At 67.3% G+C, this 18,798-nt stretch carries 20 protein-coding genes; 9 read left to right on the top strand and 11 right to left on the bottom strand.

Annotated features, from left to right (window positions below; genetic code table 11):
- Positions 1-85: 85 nt before the first annotated feature.
- From DIR46_RS03935 to DIR46_RS03920, 4 genes are all read left to right on the top strand, one after another.
- A complete protein-coding gene (locus tag DIR46_RS03935; RefSeq protein ID WP_109344073.1) occupies positions 86-718 on the top strand; it encodes an exopolysaccharide biosynthesis protein in 633 nt (210 codons plus the stop codon).
- Positions 719-821: 103 nt separating this feature from the next.
- Positions 822-1,097, top strand: a complete 276-nt coding sequence (locus tag DIR46_RS03930) for a hypothetical protein (RefSeq protein WP_109344072.1) — start codon at positions 822-824, stop codon at positions 1,095-1,097.
- Entirely contained in the window at positions 1,087-2,271 is a 1,185-nt protein-coding gene (locus tag DIR46_RS03925; RefSeq protein ID WP_229446490.1) for a GGDEF domain-containing protein, read from the top strand. Before DIR46_RS03930 ends, DIR46_RS03925 begins: the two co-directional genes overlap by 11 nt.
- A gap of 89 nt (positions 2,272-2,360) precedes the next feature.
- On the top strand, positions 2,361-3,323 hold the full coding sequence (locus DIR46_RS03920) for a Ppx/GppA phosphatase family protein (protein ID WP_109344070.1): 963 nt from the start codon (positions 2,361-2,363) through the stop codon (positions 3,321-3,323).
- On the opposite strand, the gene DIR46_RS03915 is transcribed toward DIR46_RS03920, so the two are convergent.
- Positions 3,297-4,385, bottom strand: coding sequence for an AI-2E family transporter (locus DIR46_RS03915; protein ID WP_109344069.1), 1,089 nt, complete (start codon positions 4,383-4,385; stop codon positions 3,297-3,299). The two genes, DIR46_RS03920 and DIR46_RS03915, sit on opposite strands and share 27 nt — an antisense overlap.
- 287 nt (positions 4,386-4,672) lie before the next feature.
- Here DIR46_RS03915 and DIR46_RS03910 point away from each other — a divergent pair, with 287 nt between their 5' ends.
- The gene (locus tag DIR46_RS03910; protein WP_109344068.1) at positions 4,673-5,188 is read left to right on the top strand and encodes a hypothetical protein; all 516 of its coding nucleotides are present in this window, start codon (positions 4,673-4,675) and stop codon (positions 5,186-5,188) included.
- 17 nt (positions 5,189-5,205) lie between these two features.
- Here DIR46_RS03910 and DIR46_RS03905 read toward each other — a convergent pair whose 3' ends face one another.
- The 7 genes from DIR46_RS03905 to DIR46_RS03875 all read right to left on the bottom strand — a co-directional run bounded on the left by DIR46_RS03905 (position 5,206) and on the right by DIR46_RS03875 (position 10,358).
- A complete protein-coding gene (locus DIR46_RS03905; protein WP_005669661.1) occupies positions 5,206-5,496 on the bottom strand; it encodes a hypothetical protein in 291 nt (96 codons plus the stop codon).
- 175 nt (positions 5,497-5,671) lie between these two features.
- Positions 5,672-6,328, bottom strand: coding sequence for an ABC transporter ATP-binding protein (locus DIR46_RS03900; protein ID WP_109344067.1), 657 nt, complete (start codon positions 6,326-6,328; stop codon positions 5,672-5,674).
- A gap of 15 nt (positions 6,329-6,343) precedes the next feature.
- The gene (gene phnE, locus DIR46_RS03895; RefSeq protein WP_109344066.1) at positions 6,344-7,150 is read right to left on the bottom strand and encodes a phosphonate ABC transporter, permease protein PhnE; all 807 of its coding nucleotides are present in this window, start codon (positions 7,148-7,150) and stop codon (positions 6,344-6,346) included.
- A complete protein-coding gene (locus tag DIR46_RS03890; protein WP_109344065.1) occupies positions 7,147-7,977 on the bottom strand; it encodes a PhnE/PtxC family ABC transporter permease in 831 nt (276 codons plus the stop codon). The genes phnE and DIR46_RS03890 overlap by 4 nt, the downstream gene beginning before the upstream one ends.
- Positions 7,977-8,792: a phosphonate ABC transporter ATP-binding protein gene (locus DIR46_RS03885; protein WP_109344064.1), complete on the bottom strand. Its 816-nt coding sequence runs from the start codon at positions 8,790-8,792 to the stop codon at positions 7,977-7,979. Before DIR46_RS03885 ends, DIR46_RS03890 begins: the two co-directional genes overlap by 1 nt.
- 19 nt (positions 8,793-8,811) lie before the next feature.
- Positions 8,812-9,690, bottom strand: a complete 879-nt coding sequence (locus DIR46_RS03880; protein ID WP_109344063.1) for a putative selenate ABC transporter substrate-binding protein — start codon at positions 9,688-9,690, stop codon at positions 8,812-8,814.
- 53 nt (positions 9,691-9,743) lie between these two features.
- Positions 9,744-10,358, bottom strand: coding sequence for a class I SAM-dependent methyltransferase (locus tag DIR46_RS03875; protein WP_109344062.1), 615 nt, complete (start codon positions 10,356-10,358; stop codon positions 9,744-9,746).
- Between the two features lie 164 nt (positions 10,359-10,522).
- Here DIR46_RS03875 and egtD point away from each other — a divergent pair, with 164 nt between their 5' ends.
- Genes egtD through DIR46_RS03860 form a run of 3 tightly spaced genes read left to right on the top strand, consistent with a single transcriptional unit; the run spans position 10,523 to position 13,658 of the window.
- Positions 10,523-11,491 carry an L-histidine N(alpha)-methyltransferase gene (gene egtD / locus DIR46_RS03870; RefSeq protein ID WP_229446488.1) on the top strand — a complete coding sequence of 323 codons (969 nt, stop codon included), beginning with the start codon at positions 10,523-10,525 and terminating at the stop codon, positions 11,489-11,491.
- Entirely contained in the window at positions 11,488-12,714 is a 1,227-nt protein-coding gene (egtB, locus tag DIR46_RS03865) for an ergothioneine biosynthesis protein EgtB (RefSeq protein WP_109344060.1), read from the top strand. The genes egtD and egtB overlap by 4 nt, the downstream gene beginning before the upstream one ends.
- Positions 12,711-13,658: a YihY/virulence factor BrkB family protein gene (locus DIR46_RS03860; RefSeq protein ID WP_109344059.1), complete on the top strand. Its 948-nt coding sequence runs from the start codon at positions 12,711-12,713 to the stop codon at positions 13,656-13,658. Before egtB ends, DIR46_RS03860 begins: the two co-directional genes overlap by 4 nt.
- Before the next feature lie 32 nt (positions 13,659-13,690).
- On the opposite strand, the gene DIR46_RS03855 is transcribed toward DIR46_RS03860, so the two are convergent.
- Positions 13,691-14,656 carry a TerC family protein gene (locus DIR46_RS03855; protein ID WP_109344058.1) on the bottom strand — a complete coding sequence of 322 codons (966 nt, stop codon included), beginning with the start codon at positions 14,654-14,656 and terminating at the stop codon, positions 13,691-13,693.
- A gap of 149 nt (positions 14,657-14,805) precedes the next feature.
- Here DIR46_RS03855 and nhaR point away from each other — a divergent pair, with 149 nt between their 5' ends.
- Positions 14,806-15,747 carry a transcriptional activator NhaR gene (gene nhaR / locus DIR46_RS03850; RefSeq protein WP_109344057.1) on the top strand — a complete coding sequence of 314 codons (942 nt, stop codon included), beginning with the start codon at positions 14,806-14,808 and terminating at the stop codon, positions 15,745-15,747.
- 159 nt (positions 15,748-15,906) lie between these two features.
- Here nhaR and selD read toward each other — a convergent pair whose 3' ends face one another.
- Together selD and DIR46_RS03840 are read right to left on the bottom strand one after the other, a co-directional pair.
- On the bottom strand, positions 15,907-16,962 hold the full coding sequence (gene selD, locus DIR46_RS03845; RefSeq protein ID WP_109344056.1) for a selenide, water dikinase SelD: 1,056 nt from the start codon (positions 16,960-16,962) through the stop codon (positions 15,907-15,909).
- 156 nt (positions 16,963-17,118) lie between these two features.
- Complete coding sequence (locus DIR46_RS03840) at positions 17,119-18,702, bottom strand: DEAD/DEAH box helicase (protein WP_109344055.1); 1,584 nt, start codon at positions 18,700-18,702, stop codon at positions 17,119-17,121.
- Between the last annotated feature and the right edge of the window lie 96 nt (positions 18,703-18,798).

Raw genomic sequence — 18,798 nt, 5'->3', positions numbered from 1 at the left:
CAGGGTCAGGCCCGGCTATACTGTCGCTCGGACGCGCTGGCCCGGACCAGGCGTCGCCCCGCACAACCCAAGATTTCAGGACGACATGAATACAATGTATGGTGAACCGGTTTCCCAGCGCCTGCGCGCCCTGGTTCGCGACATGCCGCGCACCGGCATCACGCTCAGCGAATTGATCCACCGCGTCGGCAACGACGGCCTGCTGATCCTGGTCACCCTGCTGACCCTGGTGTTCCTGATCCCGATCTCGATCCCGGGCGTGAGCACCGTGTTCGGCGCGGCCATCCTGCTCATCAGCGTCAGCCGCCTGTCCGGACGCGACCTGTGGATCCCGTCGAAGCTGTCGCACCGCGTGATCGGCACCCGCAAGCTGCGCCCGCTGCTGCGCAAGGCGCTGTCCTGGCTCAAGAAGCTCGAGCGCGTCAGCCGTCCGAACCGCATCCAGTGGCTGGTGGCCGCCGGCCCGGTCGCCTTCTTCAACAATGCGGCCCTCATCCTGGGCGCCGTACTGCTGATGATGCCCTTCGGCCTGATTCCGTTCAGCAATACCTTCCCGGCGGTGGCCATCCTGTTCCTGGCCATCGGCCTGCTGCAGCGCGATGGCCTGTGCATCCTGCTGGGCCATGTCAGCAATGTCGTGACGATCCTGTATTTCAGTGTATTGATCGGCGGCGGCGGCCTGGCCGCGCGCGAGGTGTTCAACCGCTTCGCCGGCTGAACCTGGCACGCTTGTTGATGTCCAGAAGCAACGTCGAGGCGGAAGAGTTGGCTTGTTGGAAAGCATCTTCTTCTGATAAGCTGGCCGCTTCGACGGAGAGCCCATGTTCCTGGACCATCCCACCATGACCGCGACCGATGCCGTGGCCGAGCCGGACCGCCTCGAGCGGCTGCAGCGCGTGTATGGCTACGCCGCAGCGCTGGCCGATGTGGCGGGCGATGGCGGCTTCGTCGATAAAGTCACCCAGTTGCACGATCACAAGGGCACCCTGATCGTGTTCTGGCACGAACCGCCCCTGGAAGCGGAGCGGGACTATTTCACCCGCGCCTGGGCCAGCAAGGTCGGCGACGGCACCCTGAACGTCGAACATGAGTACTGACACAATGATGCTGGACGCGTCGACCATGGTCCTGGTACTGGCATTGGGCAACCTGACCCTGTGCGCGCTGCTGACCTTCTTCAATCACGGACCGACCCGCTCGCCGGCGCTGGTGCTGTGGAGCCTGTCGAAACAGATCCAGGGCGGCGCCTGGCTACTGCTGGCCCTGGGCGACGCCGGCGTGGTGCCGGCTCCGATCGCGGTGCCGGGCGGCTATGCCTTGCTGTTCGCCGGCGTGGCCGTCGAGGGCGGCGCCTCGTGGGAGGCCGCGCGCCGGCGCGCCTGGCGCACGCCGACCATGATCGTCGGCGGCCTCGCGATCCTGGCTTTCTTCCTGTGCTACCTGATCGACGAGGACGCCCTGCGCGCCGTGGCGGCCTCGCTGCTGCTGGGCGGCTTCTATTTCTCGGGCGCGCTGGCCCTGGCATGGCGCTGGCGTGATGTCAGCCTGCTGCAGCGCTTCCTGGCCCTGGCCAGCATGGCGCTGGCCCTGGTGGTGGCCTCGCGCGGCCTGTCGGTGCTGTTGTTGCCGGGCGGCTGGGGCTGGCTGACGAGCGAGCTGCTGGGCCAGCTGTCCAGCGGCGCCCTGTACCTGCTCATGCTCGGCAATGCCTTCGGCGTGCTGCTCCTGACGCGCGAACGCCTGCAGGACGCGCTCGAACGCGCCGAAGTGATCGATCCGCTGACCGATGCGCCGAACCGGCGCGGCTTCTTCCAGCTGCTGGCGCCGTGGATGGCGCTGGCGCGCCGTCCGGGCCAGCCGACCGCGCTGGTGGTGTTCGATCCGGATGGCTTCAAGCGCGTCAACGACAGCTATGGCCATCCGGCCGGGGACGTCGTGCTGCGCCAGCTGGTCGACGTCTGCCGGCGCCAGTTGCGCGACAGCGATCAGCTGGGGCGCGTGGTCGGCGTGGAATTCGCGCTGCTGTTGCCGCGCACCAATGTGGCGGAAGCCGCGCTGGTGGCCGAGCGCATCCGCGCCGCGATCGAGTCGACCCCGTTCAAGGGCGAGCGCGCGATGATCAAGCTCACGGCCAGCTTCGGCGTCACCACCATCCGCCCCGAGGACAGCACCACGACCCTGTTCCAGCGCGCCGACGAGGCCTTGCAGCGGGCGCGGCAGGCGGGGCGCAACCGGGTGGAGCTGGCCGGCGAGACCCTGGCCGAGGTATGAGCGGCCTCTCTTGAGAGAGTGAGCGCGCGGCGCCGTCACGCGCATGTCACGGACGCGGCATATCCTGCGGCCTGTTCAAAGGACATGCCATGCAAGCATCACATAGCGAATCACCAATCTACGCCGCCGTCGAGCTGGGCTCGGACAGTTTCCGCCTGCACATCGGACATGTCGAGGAAGGCGTGCTGCGCCTGGTCGCCACCATGGCCGAGCCGGTCCGGCTGGCCGCGACGCTCGACGAGGACGGCATGCTGTCCACGGCCGCCATGCGGCGTGCGCTGGACTGCCTCGAGGCTTTCCGCGGCGCGCTCGATGCCTGGCGCCCACAGGCTGTGCGCGTGGTGGCGACTTCGGCCCTGCGGATGGCGCGCAACGCCGCGCTGTTCCTGCCCGCCGCCGGCAAGGCGCTGGGCCGGCCGATCGAGCTGATCGCCGGCGACGAGGTCGGGCGCCTGGTGTACCTGGGGGTGGCGACCACCCTCGGCGCACACGACGCCACGCAGCGGCTGGTGGTGGATGTCGGCAGTGGCGCGACCGAGCTGGTGCTGGGGCAAGGCGCCGCGATCCGGCGTATCGAATCGTTTGCCATTGGCGCCGTGCGCCAGAGCCTGACCTTCTTCGCCGATGGGTGTCTGGACGGCGCCGCTTTCGACGCCGCGGTGCGCTCGAGTCGCAGCCGCTTCGCCGAGGCCAGACTGGGCGCCCAGCGCTGGCAGCGCGTCTACGGCGCCTGCAACCCGGTACGTGCGCTGGCCGAGATCGCCCAATCAAGGGGCGAGCCGGAAGGCATACTGACCAGATCCGGCCTCGAGAGACTGCGCGCCGACTTCATCGCGCTTGGCCACGTGTCGCGGGTGCGCCAGGCCTATGCGCCGGCCGAACGCGTTTCGCACCTGCCGGGAGGATTGGCGATCCTGATCGGATTGATGGAAGAACTCGACATCGCCGAACTGGCGGCGGTGCAGGCCGGCCTGCGCGTGGGCGCGCTGTGGGACCTGCACCAGCGCGCCGTGGCGGTGAACTCGCTAGCGAATCCGCTCGGCGTCGCCTGATTCGGCCGCCGGGACGGGTGGCGCCACCAGATGCGCCGTGCCCGGCGGCTCGTCGCGCAGCCAGCCGAACAGGATCGCCATCATCAGCGGGCCGACGAACAGGCCGATCACGCCCAGCGTCGAGACGCCGCCCAGCAGGCCGAACAGCACCGCCAGGAAGGGCAGGTTGACGCGCTGCCCGATCAGTTTCGGGCGGATGAATTTATCGACCAGGAACAGCTCGACCGCGCCCCAGGTGAACAGGCCCAGCGCCTCGGCCGAGTGGCCCTGGCCGAACAGCAGCAGCGACACCATCGTGAACGACAGCGGCGCGCCGCCCGGGATCAGGGCCAGGTAGCCGGTGATCACGCCCAGCAGCACCGGGGCCGGCGCGCCGGCCACCCAGTAGGCCACGCCCAGCACGATGCCTTCCAGGATCGCGATCGATCCCAGCCCCAGCGCGGTGCCGCGCACCGACAGCGGCAGCACGCGCCGCAGCTTGGTGTACTGGTCGGGCAGCAGGCGCGCGCCGGCGCGGTCGATGTAGTGCATGACGCTGTTGCCGTGCACGTACAGCACGAACAGCGTGAGCAGGGTGAGAAACAGGTACAGGGCGTTGGCCAGGATCGTGGAACCCCAGACGCGCGCGGTATCCGTCAGGTGCGGCATGAAGTCGCCCACCGTGGTGCGCACCAGCGCGTTGAGTCCGCCCGGCACGGCGAGGTGCTCGAGCCACCACTTGACGGCGGGTTCGGCCACCAGCGGCAGGTTGGCCAGCCAGCTTGGGACCGGCACCCCGGTCTGGTTGAAGCTGATGAGCATGCGCTGCAGGCTGGCCAACTCGTAGGTGAGGGTGTGGAACAGCAGCACCGACGGCCCGACGAAGCTGACGATCAGGAGCAGCAGCATGGAGCTGGCGCTGGCCAGCGGCGCCCAGCCGCGCCGCAGCAGGCGCTGGTGCAACGGCCAGGTGATCACCGCCAGCAGGCCGGCCCAGGCGATCGAGCCAAGAAAATGTTGCAACAGGAAGGCCAGGGCGATGGCGAACAGCACCGGCAGGATCAAATGAGCTTTGTTGCGCATACTGGCCCGGGTTGAATCACGTTTTCCTCAATAGTTTCCACGTCGTGCAGAGTTTACAGCAGAGTTGTCCGCTCGAAAGAATAATACAGGATGCATTCCCATAAAAGCGGAGTTTACAGAATGAATACTTCCGAAAAACAGAAAGCCGCCGCTATGAAGATCGCTATGAAGATCGTATTGTGACACCGATCGGCGCCGGCGGCAGCAAGCGCGCGGTATGTACGGCAGCCTGCGGGAAGCGAATAAATCGTTTATACTATTTGCCCTCGCAACGATGGAGCAGCACCATGCCACGCAAGCCGGCGACCGCGCCCGAACCAGCAGCACCAGCGCGCGCGGCGCGCCTCAGGGCGAAGAGCGCCAGTCCAACACCTGCGGCCAGGACGGTGACGAAAGCCGCGGCCAAGCCGGCCGCAAAGCCGGCCGCAAAGCCGGCCGCCAGGGTCACCAGGGCCGCGACGGCGAAGGGCGGACTCAGGACGGCGGTCAAGTCGGCCGCCAGGGCGCTCGCGACTGCGCCGGCCAGGAAGGCCGTCGCCAGGCCGGCGGCGAAGGCCGTGGAACGCGCTCCCGTCCAGGATGCGCGTCCGGTACTGGTGCGCGACAGCTTCACCATGCCCGAGGGGGAATACGCGGTGCTGCTCGAAGTCAAGCAGGCCTGCCTGCGGGCCGGCATCGACGTCAAGAAGAGCGAACTGCTGCGCATCGGTGTGGCCCTGCTGGGCCAGCTCGACGTGGCCGCCTTGCAGGGCGTGCTGGCGGCGCTGCCCCAGCTCAAGACCGGGCGTCCGCCGCAAAGCTGAAGGTCGGGCCGAACCCCTTAGTGGATTGCCGACGCGCTCGTCAACTCCTTGAGTTCGCGGATCGGGATATTCGATTTCTCGTGCATGCGCAGCAGGATTGTGGCGCCGACGTTGAGTTTGCGGTGGCGGATCTTGCTGATGATCGGCGGCTGCACTTCGAGCACGCGGCACAGCTCCGCGTCGTTCTTCAGCTGCAGGCGCTCGATCAGGGTGTCGAGCAGTTTGTTGGGCACGAAACTCGAGGGCTCTAGCGCCCGCGCTCGATGCATGGCCTCGAGCATTTCCTGTTTTTTCTGTCGTACGCTCATGTCGATTCTCCAATATGAAAACATGATTCAAGACAGATCGACCGTTCTGGAAAAGTAGCCCGGCCTGTTGTAATGGCTTGTTGCGGCGGGTCGTTGTGATAATACTACGATTATGTTGCGCACGCTTCGCGAAATTTAACTAAAAATGCTGCAATTGCGCGTTTCTTCCAGGAACTTATGCTAATTTCAGCCCGGAATGCGAGAGGAGCAACACCTTGTCGGCCATGGCGGCCGCGGCGTGGGAGTGGGTGACCATGATGGCGCCGGCGCCGTGGGTGCGGGTCTCGCGGCGCAACAGCTGGAGAATGACGTCGGCCGTTTCCGGATCGAGGTTGCCGGTCGGCTCGTCCGCCAGCAGCAGGGCCGGACGGTGCACCAGGGCGCGCGCGATCGCCACCCGCTGCAGTTCGCCGCCCGACAGCTGGCGCGGGAAATCGTCGCCCCGTCCTCCCAGGCCGACCGCTTCCAGCATCGCGGCCACGCGCGCGGCCGCGGGTCCCGCGGGCATGTTGGTGAGCAGCAGCGGCAACGCCACGTTCTGGCGCAGGGTCAGGTGCGGCAGCACGTGGAAGGCCTGGAAGATGAAGCCCATGCGGGTGCGCCGCAGGCGGGTGGCGGCATCGTCGTCGAGGCTGGACATCGGCGCGCCGTCCACGATCACCTGGCCGGCGTCGGGTGTGTCGAGCCCTGCGATGAGGTTGAGCAGGGTGGATTTGCCGACGCCCGATTCACCCATGATCGCCACGAACTCGCCGGCCTCGAACACATGCGACAGCTGCGCGAGCACCGTGCGGCCGCCGTAGGATTTGGTGAGCTGGTCGAGTTCGAGCATGTGGATGAGATGGGCCTATCGGGTCAGGGAACGCCGGAGGATGGAGCTGGCCGCATCGACCAGGGCCACCAGCACCAGCATCGCGATCACCACGGTGGCCGCGCTGGGCATCTGGAACAGCGACAGGTGGTACTTCAGCATCTGGCCCAGGCCCCCGGCCCCGACCACGCCCAGCACCGCCGCCGCGCGAATATTGTTTTCCCAGCGGTACAGCGTGTACGACAGCATCTGCGGCAGCGCCTGGGGCAGCGTAGCGTACAGGAAGGCTGCTAGCGGCCGCGCGCCGTTGGTGCGCAGGGTCTGCTCGGCATGCGGCTCGACGTTTTCGAGGGCGTCGGCGAACAGCCGCCCCAGCACCCCGGCCGTGTGCGCGGCCAGCGCCATGGTGCCGGCCATGGGTCCCAGGCCGGCCAGCACCAGCAGCACCGCGGCCCACACCAGCTCGGGAATCGAGCGCAGCACATTGAGCACCAGGCGCGTGACGGCGCGCGCCACGCGGCCCAGGCGTCCGGCGCCGGCCAGCGCCAGCGGCAGGCCGACGATGGCGGCGAGCAGGGTGCCGATGGCCGACATGGCCAGCGTCTCCCACAGCGCGCCCAGCGTTTTGACCAGGAAGGGCGTGCCGGTCTCAGGCGGCGCGAAGCCGGCCAGGAATTCGCGCGCCGAATCGACCGCCTCGGCGGTGAAGAAGGCGCTCCACTGCAACGGCAGCGAGGCGAAGCTGGCCACGACCAGGGCCAGCAAGCCAAGCAGGATCAGCCAGGTCCCGATGTCGCGCGGCGGCGCCGGCGGCACTGCCTGCAACTGCGTGGATCGCTTCATCCCAGCCTCCGGCGCAGCATCTTCGACACCAGGTCGGCCGCCGCCACCAGCAGCACGAACACGATCAGCATGGTGGCGACTTCGCCGCCGGCCATCATCTTGGTCGATTCGTCCAGGCGCTGGCCCAGGCCGCCGGCGCCGACGAAGCCCATCACCGCCGAGCCGCGGATCGCGCACTCCCAGCGATAGACGGTATACGACACCAGTTCGGCGCTCGAGTCGGGCAGGGCGCCGTACAGCAGCGCCGGCAGGCGGCCCGCGCCATTGGCGAGCAGGACGTCGGTGGCATGGGCGTCGCTCGACTCGAGGATCTCGGCATATACCTTGGCCAGCATGCCGCTGTACGACAGGGCGATCGCCAGCACGCCGGCGGTCGGCCCCAGGCCGACGATGCGCACGAACAGCAGCGCCCACACGAGTTCGGGCACCGAACGCAGGACCATCAGGATCCAGCGCAGGCCCTGGCGCACGAGCGCCGCGAACGGATGAATGCGGCCGGTGCCCAGGCGTGAGATCGACAGGCGTTCGGTGATGACGAAGGTGGCGGGAATCGCCACCAGCAAGGCCAGCGTGAGGCCGGCGGTGGCGATCGCCACCGTCTGCCAGGTTTCGCGCAGCACCATGGCCAGGAATTCGGCGTCATGCGCCGGGACCAGGAAATCGGACAGGAACATCCCGGCCGCGCGCAGGCTTTGCGCGTCGAACAGCAGCCAGGGCTTGAATTCGGCGCCCGCCAGCAGCGGATACAGCAGGACGAGGAGAATCGCGGCCCAGGTGACGCGCGTGCGCCACGCGGGATCGCGGTGAAGAACTGCAGCGGCGCTCATCAGAAGCAGGCGCCGACGGCGATCTGGCCGGGTGTCTCGTGCAGGGTGGCGGGTGCCGGCTCGACCGCTTCATTGGCGTACAGCTCGGCGATCATGGCGTCGCTGACCTCTTCGCGCAACGCATCGAACACGATGCGGCCGTCGCGCAGGCCGATCAGGCGCCCGAACTGCTCGCGCGCCAGGTCGACCTGGTGCAGACTGCACACCAGGGTCGCATTGCGCCCCTGTGCTTCCTGGCGCAAGGTGGCCAGGGTGTGGCGCGCCAGCGCCGGGTCGAGCGCCGAGATCGGCTCGTCGACCAGCAGCGCTTCGGCGTCGGAGAGCAGCAGGCGCGCCAGGCCGCAGCGCTGGCGTTCGCCGCCCGACAGGCGGTCGACCCGGGCATACAGCTTGTCGCCCAGCGAAAAGCGCGCCAGCGCGGCGTGGGCGGCGGCGGGATCCTGCGGGCGCACCAGCGAGGCCAGGGCCTGCCATAGCGACCAGTGCGGCAGGCGCGCGGCCAGCACCGCCGTCACCACGCGCTGGCGCGCCGGCAGCGGCGGCGCCTGCGGCGCCAGGAACAGGCGCGCACGCAGGTGGTGGCGCTCGGCCCCGTTCAACTGCCAGGCATCCTGGCCGAAGATCTCGAGCGTGCCCTCGGCCGGCCGGTGGGCGCAGGCGAGGGTGGACAGCAGGGTGGTCTTGCCGGCCCCGGAAGGACCGATCAGGGCGACCTGCTCGCCGGCGCGGATCGTGAGGTCGAGCGCGTGCAGGGCCGGCGCGCGGCTGCCGGCCAGGTGGCGCACGGTCAGGCCGCGCAGGCGGTAGGTCGCCATGGTGAATCGCCTTCCGATATTACTTCAGCAGGCCCGCATTGCGTGCGGCGGCTTCGATCGCGCCATAGTTGGCGGTCTTGGTCGGCACGAATTTCGTCGCGCGCTGCAGGTCGAGGATCTGCTTGCCTTCGGCGGTCGAGCCGTCCAGCGCCAGGAAGGCGTCGGTGATTTTCTTCTTCAGCGCCGGATCCATGTCGGTACGCACGGTCCAGTTGTAGTCGAAGTAGCCCGGGGTGGTGTAGAACACGCGCACCTGCTTCGGGTCGACCTTCTTGCTCTCGACCAGCTTCTCCCAGACCGAGATGTTCAGCGCGCCGGCATCGACCTTGCCGCCGGCCACGGCCGCCACGGTGGCGTCATGCGCGCCCGAGAAAGCGATGCGCTTCAGGTCGGTGTCCGGATTGATCTTGGCTTGCAGCAGGAACGAGCGCGGCATCAGGTGGCCCGAGGTCGACGATTCCGAACCGAAGGCCAGGGTCTTGCCCTTCAGGTCTTCCAGCTTGGTGATGCCCGGCACGGTGGTGATGAAGACCGAGCGGAATTTCTCGTCTTCCTCGCGCTGCACCAGCGGGGTGACCTGGCCCTTGCTGCGCACATTGGCCTGCACGAAGGTGAAGCCGCCGAACCAGACCATGTCGATCTTGCGGTTGATCAGGCCTTCGACCGAGGCGGCGTAGTCGGTCACCGGGGTGAACTCGACCTTCAGGCCGGTGGCCTTGGCCAGGTATTCGCCCAGCGGCTTGAACTTGCGCTGCAGTTCGGTCGGCGATTCGTCGGGGATGGCCGAGACGCGCAGCACGCCATTGCTCTGGGCTGCGGCCGAGCCTGCGATCAGCATCGTGCCAGCAACGGCTGCGCACAGGGTTTTCAGGACGTGACGGCGAATGGACATGGTCATGGTGGCTTCTTAGTGATGGTTAATCGTGATGGAATACGAATTATAAATGCCCATCATTCCACTCGGCAAAAACAATAGACGAATTGCTGGGTCGTGCCGAACGGTGTCCGGTGCAGTTCGGTGCGGCTTTCGACCAGGCGGAAGGCCGGGCCGAACTGGTCGTGCAAGCCCTCGGCGTCATAGCGCACGATGTCCAGGCCGCTGCATTTGGTGGGCCCTTCGGGGCCGAAGGTGGCGACGATCACGCTGCCGCCCGGACGCATGGCGCGGGCCACCTGGCGTACGTAGGCGGCCCGCTGGGCGGGTTCGAGCAGGAAATGGAACACGGCGCGGTCGTGCCAGACGTCGTAGCGCCGCTCCGGCAGCTCGGCCTGCGTGATGTCTCCCACCAGCCACCGGGCCCGGCCGGCCTGGGCGCCCAGGCGCGCGCGGGCGACGCGGATCGCCTCGGCCGAGATGTCCAGCACGGACACGTCGGTGTAGCCGCGCGCCAGCAGGTCGTCCACCAGCGTCGCTTCGCCGCCGCCGACGTCGATGATCGCCGCCGAGAGTGCCCCTGCGCTGCGCTCGATCAGGGCGAGCGAGGTGTCCAGGTGCGGGGCGTACCAGCTCACCGCATCCGGCGCCCTGGTGCGGTACACGGTCTCCCAATGAAGTCGCTGGTCCATATTCCACTTTAGAAAGATCGCAGGGCAGCCGGCCCTGCACGCTTGCATTGCCGCGCGCCGGCGATTCGAGGGAATCCGCTATGATGGCAAAAACAGCAACGATGGAAGTAAATCTCATATGCCATCTCGCATGGTGCGGTGTGGCGGCACGAATGATAAACCTTATGCTGACAACCTGCACATCCGACGAGCGCCAGGCCGCCGTTGCCAACGCCCATGACGCACAAGACCTGCATGCGGGCCTCGGCGCGCCAGACGTCTGCATCTCGCCCAAGTTCCTGTACGACGCGCTCGGCTCCAAGCTGTTCGAGGCCATCTGCGAGTTGCCCGAGTACTACCCGACCCGTACCGAAGCAGCCATCTTCGAGCGCCATGGCGCCGAGATCGCGCGCGTGGCCGGCCTCGGGACGACGCTGATCGACCTCGGCGCCGGCAATTGCGCCAAGGCCGCCAGGCTGTTCCCGCTGCTGCAGCCTGCGCAGTACGTGGCGGTCGACATCTCCAGCGAATTCACGCATGACGCCCTGGCGCGCCTGCGCCAGCGTTTCCCGCAGATCGCGATGGAAGCGCTGGGCATGGATTTCTCGAGCCGCTTCGAGCTGCCCGACCTGGTGCGCGCCGAGCGCCGCCTGTTCTTCTATCCGGGCTCGTCGCTCGGCAATTTCACGCCCGAGGACGCGCAGGCCTTCCTGGCGCGCCTGCGCGCGCAGTGCGGGCCGGATGGCGGCATCCTGATCGGCATCGACCTGGCCAAGGACAAGGCCACGCTCGACGCCGCCTATGACGACGCGCTGGGCGTGACCGCCGCCTTCAACCTGAACATCCTGCGCCACGTGAACCGGCTGGTCGACGCGGACTTCGACATCCGCCAGTGGCGCCACCACGGCTTCTACAACGCCGCGCGCGGACGCATCGAGATGCACCTCGAGGCGCGCACGGCGCAGGACGTGCACTGGCGCGGCGGCGCGCGCCGCTTCGAGGCCGGCGACTGCATTCACACCGAGAACAGCTATAAATACCAGCAGGCCGACGCCATCGGGCTGCTGGAGCGTTCCGGCTTCGAGGCGACCCGCGTCTGGACCGATCCCCAGCGCTGGTTCGCGGTGATCCACGCACAGGCCATCTCCGTATGAACATGCTGCGCGACGAGGGCCTGCCGCGCACCTTCGCCCGGGTGCGCGGCCATTCGCTGCACCTGGCCGAGGCGCTGTCCGACGAAGACTGCTGCGCGCAGTCGATGCCCGACGCCAGCCCGATCAAGTGGCACCTGGCGCACACCACCTGGTTCTTCGAGACCTTCATCCTCGAGCCGCGCGAGCCGGGCTTCGCGCCGTTCCACCCGGCGTTTCGCGTCATTTTCAATTCCTACTACAACGGCGTCGGCGACAAGCATCCGCGTCCGCAGCGCGGCCTGCTCACGCGGCCGGCGCTCAGTCAGGTGAAAGCCTACCGCCACGACGTCGACCGCCGCATGGACGCCCTGCTGGCGCGCGGCATCGATGGCGAACTGGCGGCCCTGGTCGAACTGGGCCTGCAGCACGAGCAGCAGCACCAGGAATTGATGCTCACCGACGTCAAGCACCTGCTGGCGCAAAGTCCCCTGTTTCCGGCCTATGCAAGCGATCCGCTGGAGGCGTCCCGGCCGGCGCCGCAGCTAGGCTGGCTGCCGTTCGAAGGCGGCCTGGCCGAGATCGGCCACAAGGGCACGGGCTTTTGCTTCGACAACGAGCTGCCGCGCCACCGCACCTATGTGGCGCCGTTCGCGCTGGCCTCGCGCCTCGTCACCAATGGCGAGTACCGCGAGTTCATCGAGGCCGGCGGCTACCGCGACCCGGCGCTATGGCTGGCCGAGGGCTGGGACCGGGTCTGCTCGGGCGAGATCACCCGGCCGCTGTACTGGATCGAACGGGACGACGGCTGGCACGAGTTCACGCTGCACGGCGTGCAGCCGCTCGACCCCGAGCGTCCCGTCACCCACGTCTCATTGTATGAAGCCGACGCCTATGCGCGCTGGCGCGGGGCACGCCTGCCCACCGAGGCGGAATGGGAGTTCGCGGCGCGCCAAGCCAGCCTGGGCGCACTGCCGGTGCACCATCCGGCGGCGGCCAGCGGCGCCGGCCTGCAGCAGATGTTCGGCGCCTGCTGGCAGTGGACCAGCAGCAGCTACGCGCCTTACCCCGGCTATGCGCCGGCGCCGGGCGCCATCGGCGAATACAACGGCAAGTTCATGATCAACCAGTACGTGCTGCGCGGCTCGTCCTGCGCCACGCCCGAGGGTCATGCGCGCGCCAGCTACCGCAACTTCTTCCCGTCCGGCGCGCGCTGGCAGTTCACCGGCATCCGGCTGGCAAGATGAGTCGCCGGCGTGACTGGCGCGCGCGCCTGAAAGACCAGCGCGCCAATATCTACATCCTGCAGCACCCCCTCAAGTTCACCCTGCAGGTGCTGAGGGGCTTTCGCGCCAACCAGGGCCTGCTGCTGGCCGGCGCCGTCGCCTATTACGCGCTGCTGTCGATCGTGCCCTTCCTGATGCTGGTGGTGGTGGCGCTGTCGCACTTCATCGACCCGGTCGAGCTGCTCGACACCTTGCGCCGCTATCTCGAACTGCTGGTGCCGGGCCAGTCGCGCCCGCTCGTGACCGAGGTCGCCAACTTCCTGCAGGACCGCCAGTTGCTGACCTGGGTGCTGGCGCTCACCATGCTGTTCTTCAGCTCGCTTGCGTTTACCGTGCTGGAGAATGCGATGAGCGTGATCTTCGTGCACCGGGTCGCGGTGCGGCGGCGCCATTTTCTGGTCTCGGCCGTGTTGCCGTATTGCTACATCCTGGCGCTGGGCATCGGCATCATGGTAGTGACCCTGGTCGCCGGCGCCCTGCAGGTGATGGGGTCCGAGAGCGTGTGGCTGTTCAACTACAAGTGGTCGCTGGGCGGGGTGTCGGGGGCCTTGCTGTATCTGCTGGGACTGGCGGGCGAGATCCTGGTGCTGACCTCGATCTACCTGGTGATGCCGGTGGGGCGGCTGTCGATCTGGCACGGCTTCGTCGGCGGTGCGACGGCGGCGCTGCTGTGGGAAATCGCGCGCCACGTGCTGGTCTGGTATTTCTCGACCTTGTCGCAGGTGAACCTGGTGTATGGCTCGATGACGACGGCGATCGTGGTGATGTTCTCGCTGGAGATCGCCGCCACCCTGCTGCTGCTGGGCGCCCAGGTGATCGCCGAGTATGAGCGGGTGGGGCAGGCCGGCGACGGGGAGCCGCCGGCGCAGCCGACTGGCGATACTCCGCCACTTGCGCGGGGCTGACGTTGTCAGCCCCGCGCACGAGGTGATGCCGATTATTTTCCTTCGCCTTTTGGCTTGATCATCAGGCTGGCGATGCAGCTGCCAGCGATCAGGACTGCCACGACGGTCAGCGAAGCCTGCACCGGCACGTGGTACCACGGCATGATCAGCATCTTGACGCCGATGAAGGTCAGCACCATGGCCAGGCCATACTTGAGCAGGTGGAAGCGGTCAGCCACGTCGACCAGCAGGAAGTACAGCGCACGCAAGCCCAGGATCGCGAACATGTTCGACGTGAACACGATGAACGGGTCGGTCGTGATCGCGAAGATCGCCGGGATCGAGTCCACCGCGAAGATCAGGTCGGTCACCTCGATCAGGATCAGGACCAGGAACAGCGGCGTCACGTAACGCAGGCCGTCCTTGCGCACGAAGAACTTCTCGCCGTGGTCGCCCTCGGCCACGCGCAGGTGCTTGCGCGCCAACTTGAGGATCGGGTTGTTGGCCACGTCCGGCTCTTCGTCGACCGCCACCAGCATGCGGATACCGGTGAACAGCAGGAAGGCGCCGAACAGGTACAGTACCCAGCTGAATTCGCTCACGACCCAGGCGCCGGCGCTGATCATGATGGCGCGCATGATGATCGCACCCAGCACGCCATAGATCAGGACGCGGCGCTGGTATTGCTGCGGCACCTGGAAGGCGGTGAAGATCAGCAGGAACACGAATACGTTGTCGACCGACAGCGCTTTCTCGATCAGGTAGCCCGAGAAGAATTCGAGCGACTTCTGGCTCGCGATCTCGGCGCCGGCGGTGTCCTTCAGGTAGTAGTACAGGCCGGCGTTGAAGATCAACGCCATGCTGACCCAGACCAGCGACCAGATGCCGGCTTCCTTGACGCTGACCTTGTGCGCCTTGTTACCGCCGAAAACGAACAGGTCGAGCGCGAGCATGACCAGCACGAAGCCGACGAAGCCGGCCCACATCATGGGGCTTGCGATGGTTTCCAGTCCGTTCATCGGGCACTCCTTGTAAAGACAGTGGAACGAGGGGGCATGACAATCCTCCAATGGGGGTAAAACCCCACTATAGGATGCGCCGATACCTCGCACAAATCGAATCTTATTTGATGTAACATCGAATTTTTCGATGTTTACGAACGCGCGCCATGTCGACACTCAACTACAAGCACCTGCGCTACTTCTGGATGGTGGCCAAGACCGGCAGCATCGCCAGGGCGGCCGAGCAGCTGCACCTGACCCCGCACTCGATTTCGGGCCAGCTGTCCGAATTCGCCGACAGCCTGGGCGTGGAGCTGTTTCGCCGGGTCGGGCGCAAGCTCGAACTGACCGATACCGGGCGCCGCATCGTGAGCTATGCCGAAGACATCTTCAATACCGGCGACGAGCTGCTCGAAGTGGTGCGCGACCACGCCTTCGTCGCCACCTCCTACCGCGTGGGCTGCGCGGACTCGGTCTCCAAGCTGATCGCCTTCGACCTGGTCGAGCCGGCGCTCAAGCTCGAGGAACCCGTCAAGCTGATCTGCCGCGAAGGACGCCTGGACAGCCTGATCGCCGACCTGGCCGTGCACCGGCTCGACCTGGTGATCGCCGACCGCCCGATCCCGGGCCATTTCAGCGTGCGCGCCTACAATCACTTGCTGGGCGAGAGCCCGATGACGGCATTCTGCACCGAAGCGCTGGCGGCCGCATTCGACCGGCCGTTCCCGGCCTGCCTGCACAATGCGCCGCTGCTGCTGCCGGGCGAGGATTTCGCGATCCACCAGCGCCTGCTGCGCTGGCTCGAGCGCTGCGACGTGCATCCGCGCGTGGTGGGGGAGTTCGACGACAGCGCCATGATCCAGGCGTTCGGCCGTTCGGGCGCCGGCGTGTTCTTCGCGCCCAGCGTGATCGCAGCCCAGGTCGGCAGCCAGTACGGGCTGGTCGCGCTGGGGCAGGTCGAGTCGGTGGTCGAGCAGGTGTATGCGATCACGACCGAGCGCCGCATGAGCCATCCGGCCACCGTGGCGATCAGCAGGCTGGCGCGCGACAAGCTGTTTGCGCGGGGAGACGGCGCTGTTGCGCACAGTCAGTCCGAAGCGACGCCCTGAGTGGCACGTTAAGTTCTTCCCGGAAACAAGTCGGAAACGGCGAAACTGACCGGGAGACGGTGTGCGGGCCCGGTCGACCGTGGCCTGGGCGCACTGAGCTGACTGATCTCGATGCCGGCCGGCGGGGTGGGGCGCCGCCGAGCTCCCCGTGGTGTCGCTTCAGGCGCGGACGGTGATGCCGGCGGCGCCGGCGTCGACGCGGCCGACCACTGCCGCGTCAGGGAATCCTTCGCGCGCGAACAGGGCCAGCACGTCCTCGACCGAAGCCGGATCGCAGGCCACCAGCAGGCCGCCCGAGGTTTGCGGATCGGTCAGCAGCGCGCGCTGGGCCGGGCTCAAGGCCTCGTCGAGCTGCACGTCCTTGCCGTAGGCATCCCAGTTGCGGCCTGACGCGCCGGTGAAGAAGCCGTCGTGCGCCAGTTGCAGCACGCCGGGCAGCAGCGGGATCGTCGCCATGTCGAGCTGCGCATGCAGCTGGGCCCCGCGCGCGAGTTCGAGCAGGTGGCCCAGCAGGCCGAAGCCGGTGACGTCGGTCATGGCGTGCACGCCGGGCATGTCGGCCAGCAGGCGGCCCGGCTTGTTCAATCTGGTGGTGTTGGCGATCATGGCCGCATAGCCGTCCTCGCCCAGTACGCCCTTCTTGAGCGCGGCCGACAGCACGCCCACGCCGAGGGGCTTGCCCAGCACCAGCACGTCGCCGGCGCGGGCGGCGCTGTTCTTCTTGACCTTTGCCGGGTGCACCAGACCCATCACCACCAGGCCATAGATCGGCTCGACGGAATCGATCGTATGGCCGCCGGCGATCGGGATGCCGGCTTCGCGGCAGATGGCGGCGCCGCCTTCCAGGATCTGGCCGATGGTCTCGAGCGGCAGCTTGTTGATCGGCATGCCGACCAGGGCCAGCGCCATGATCGGGGTGCCGCCCATCGCGTACACGTCCGAGACCGCATTGGTGGCGGCGATGCGGCCGAAGTCGAACGGGTCGTCGACGATCGGCATGAAGAAATCGGTGGTGGCGACCAGCGCCTGCTCGTCGTTGAGCTGGTAGACCGCGGCGTCGTCCGAGGTCTCGATGCCGACCATCAGCTCCTTCGGCAGCGGGAAGCCGCCCGACGACTTGAGGATCTCGGCCAGCACGCCGGGCGCGATCTTGCAGCCGCAGCCGCCGCCGTGCGAGAACGAGGTGAGTTTGATGGGTTGGTCGGTGGTGCTCATGAGGTTATCCGGAAGTCGTTGAAAGGGACGTAACGGTCATTATCTCCCATGTCGCGCGGTGGCGCTCGATGGCCGCCCCAAATGCAGGAACGGCCGCCGAATGGCAGCCGTTCTTTTCAGACGCTAGGTCAGGAGTCCCGCCTGCGCGGGCCATGCTTATTCGCCGAACGAACGGCGGGCGCCGTCCATCGAGCGCGGGTGGGCGCCCTTGTAGCCGCCTTCGCGGCGCTGGCCCTGGCCTTCGCGCGGGCCGCCGAAGCGGTTGCCGTCGCGTGGCGCGCGGTCGGCGGCCGGACGGTCGCCTTGCGGACGCGGCGCGTAACCTTCACGCGGGCCACGGTCTGCGTAACGGCTCTCGCCGGCCGGGCGGTCGCCCTGCGGACGCGCCGCGTAGCCTTCGCGCGGTGCGCGGTCGGCATAGCCGCCTTCACGCGGGCCGGTCGGCTTGCCGAAGCCGCGCTGTGCCGGCTTGCCGGCATTGCGGCCGTCGCCCGGCTTCCAGCCCGGACGCGCTGCCGAACGCGGCGCCGCCGCGCGCTTCGGTTCGAAGCCTTCGATGACGTTGACCGGGATCGGCTGGCGCGTGAAGCGCTCGATGCGGCGGATGTTCATGTTCTCGGCGTGGTTGACCAGCGAGATCGCGACACCGTTGCGGCCGGCGCGGCCGGTGCGGCCGATGCGGTGCACGTAGTCCTCGGGGAACTTCGGCAGGTCGTAGTTCACCACGTGGGTGATGGTCGGGACGTCGATGCCGCGCGCGGCGACGTCGGTCGCGACCAGCACCCGGACGCTGCCGCGGCGCATGCCGTCGAGCGTGCGGTTGCGGGCGCCCTGGTGCATGTCGCCATGCAGCGCGGCGGCGGCGAAGCCGGCGATGTTCAGGCGGTCGGCGATCATGTCGGCGTCGCGCTTGGTGGCGGTGAACACCACGGCCTGGTCCAGCGTCTCGTCGCGCAGCAGGTGGTCGAGCAGGCGGTTCTTGTGCGACAGGTCGTCGACAAAGTGCACGCGCTGCACGATGTTCTCGTGGCGGTTCGAGGCGCTGGCGATCTGGATCGTCATCGGGTCGGTCGTGATGCGGCGCGCCATATTGCCCACGACGCCGTCCAGCGTCGCCGAGAACAGCATGGTCTGGCGGGTCGATGGCGTGGCGGCGACGATCTTCTCGATGTCGTCGATGAAGCCCATGTCGAGCATGCGGTCGGCTTCGTCCAGCACCAGGATCTCGAGCTGCGAGAAGTCGATCTTGCCCGATTCCATATGGTCGATCAGGCGGCCAGGGGTGGCGACGAGGATTTCAGGATTTTTTGCCAGCAATTGCATCTGCTTTGGATACGGCATGCCGCCCAGGATCGAGACGCAGCGCACGCGGCGCATATGGGCCGTGTACTTGTCGGTGTTGCTGGTCACTTGCAGCGCCAGTTCGCGGGTCGGGGTCAGGACCAGCATCTTCGGCTGGGCCGGCTTGAAACGGACGCGCTCGCCACGTGCGCGGGCAGCCTGCGCTTCTTGCGCAGGGGTCTTGCCGGCTGGCAGGGGCTCGGCGTTCGCCAGGTGGTGCAGGGCTGGCAGCATGAAGGCCGCGGTCTTGCCCGAACCGGTTTGCGACGAAACCAGCAGGTCGCGGCGGGCGATGGCCGCGGGAATGGCTTGCGCCTGGACCGGGGTCGGGGTGGTGTAGCCGGTGTCGGCGACAGCCTGGACGATGGACGCGTGCAGGCCTAGGGCTTCAAAACTCATGTGTTCTTTACTTTCAGAATAAATCATGCGCTCGCACATGGGGCGCGAACGTAAAAATGCAACGCGAACCGACAAACGAAATGACTCAGTAATGAA

Source organism: Massilia oculi (assembly GCF_003143515.1).
GTDB classification, from domain to species: Bacteria; Pseudomonadota; Gammaproteobacteria; order Burkholderiales; family Burkholderiaceae_D; genus Telluria; species Telluria oculi.
The sequence above is the reverse complement of the archived record's forward strand: the minus strand, read 5'-3'. Positions and strand labels throughout refer to the sequence as shown.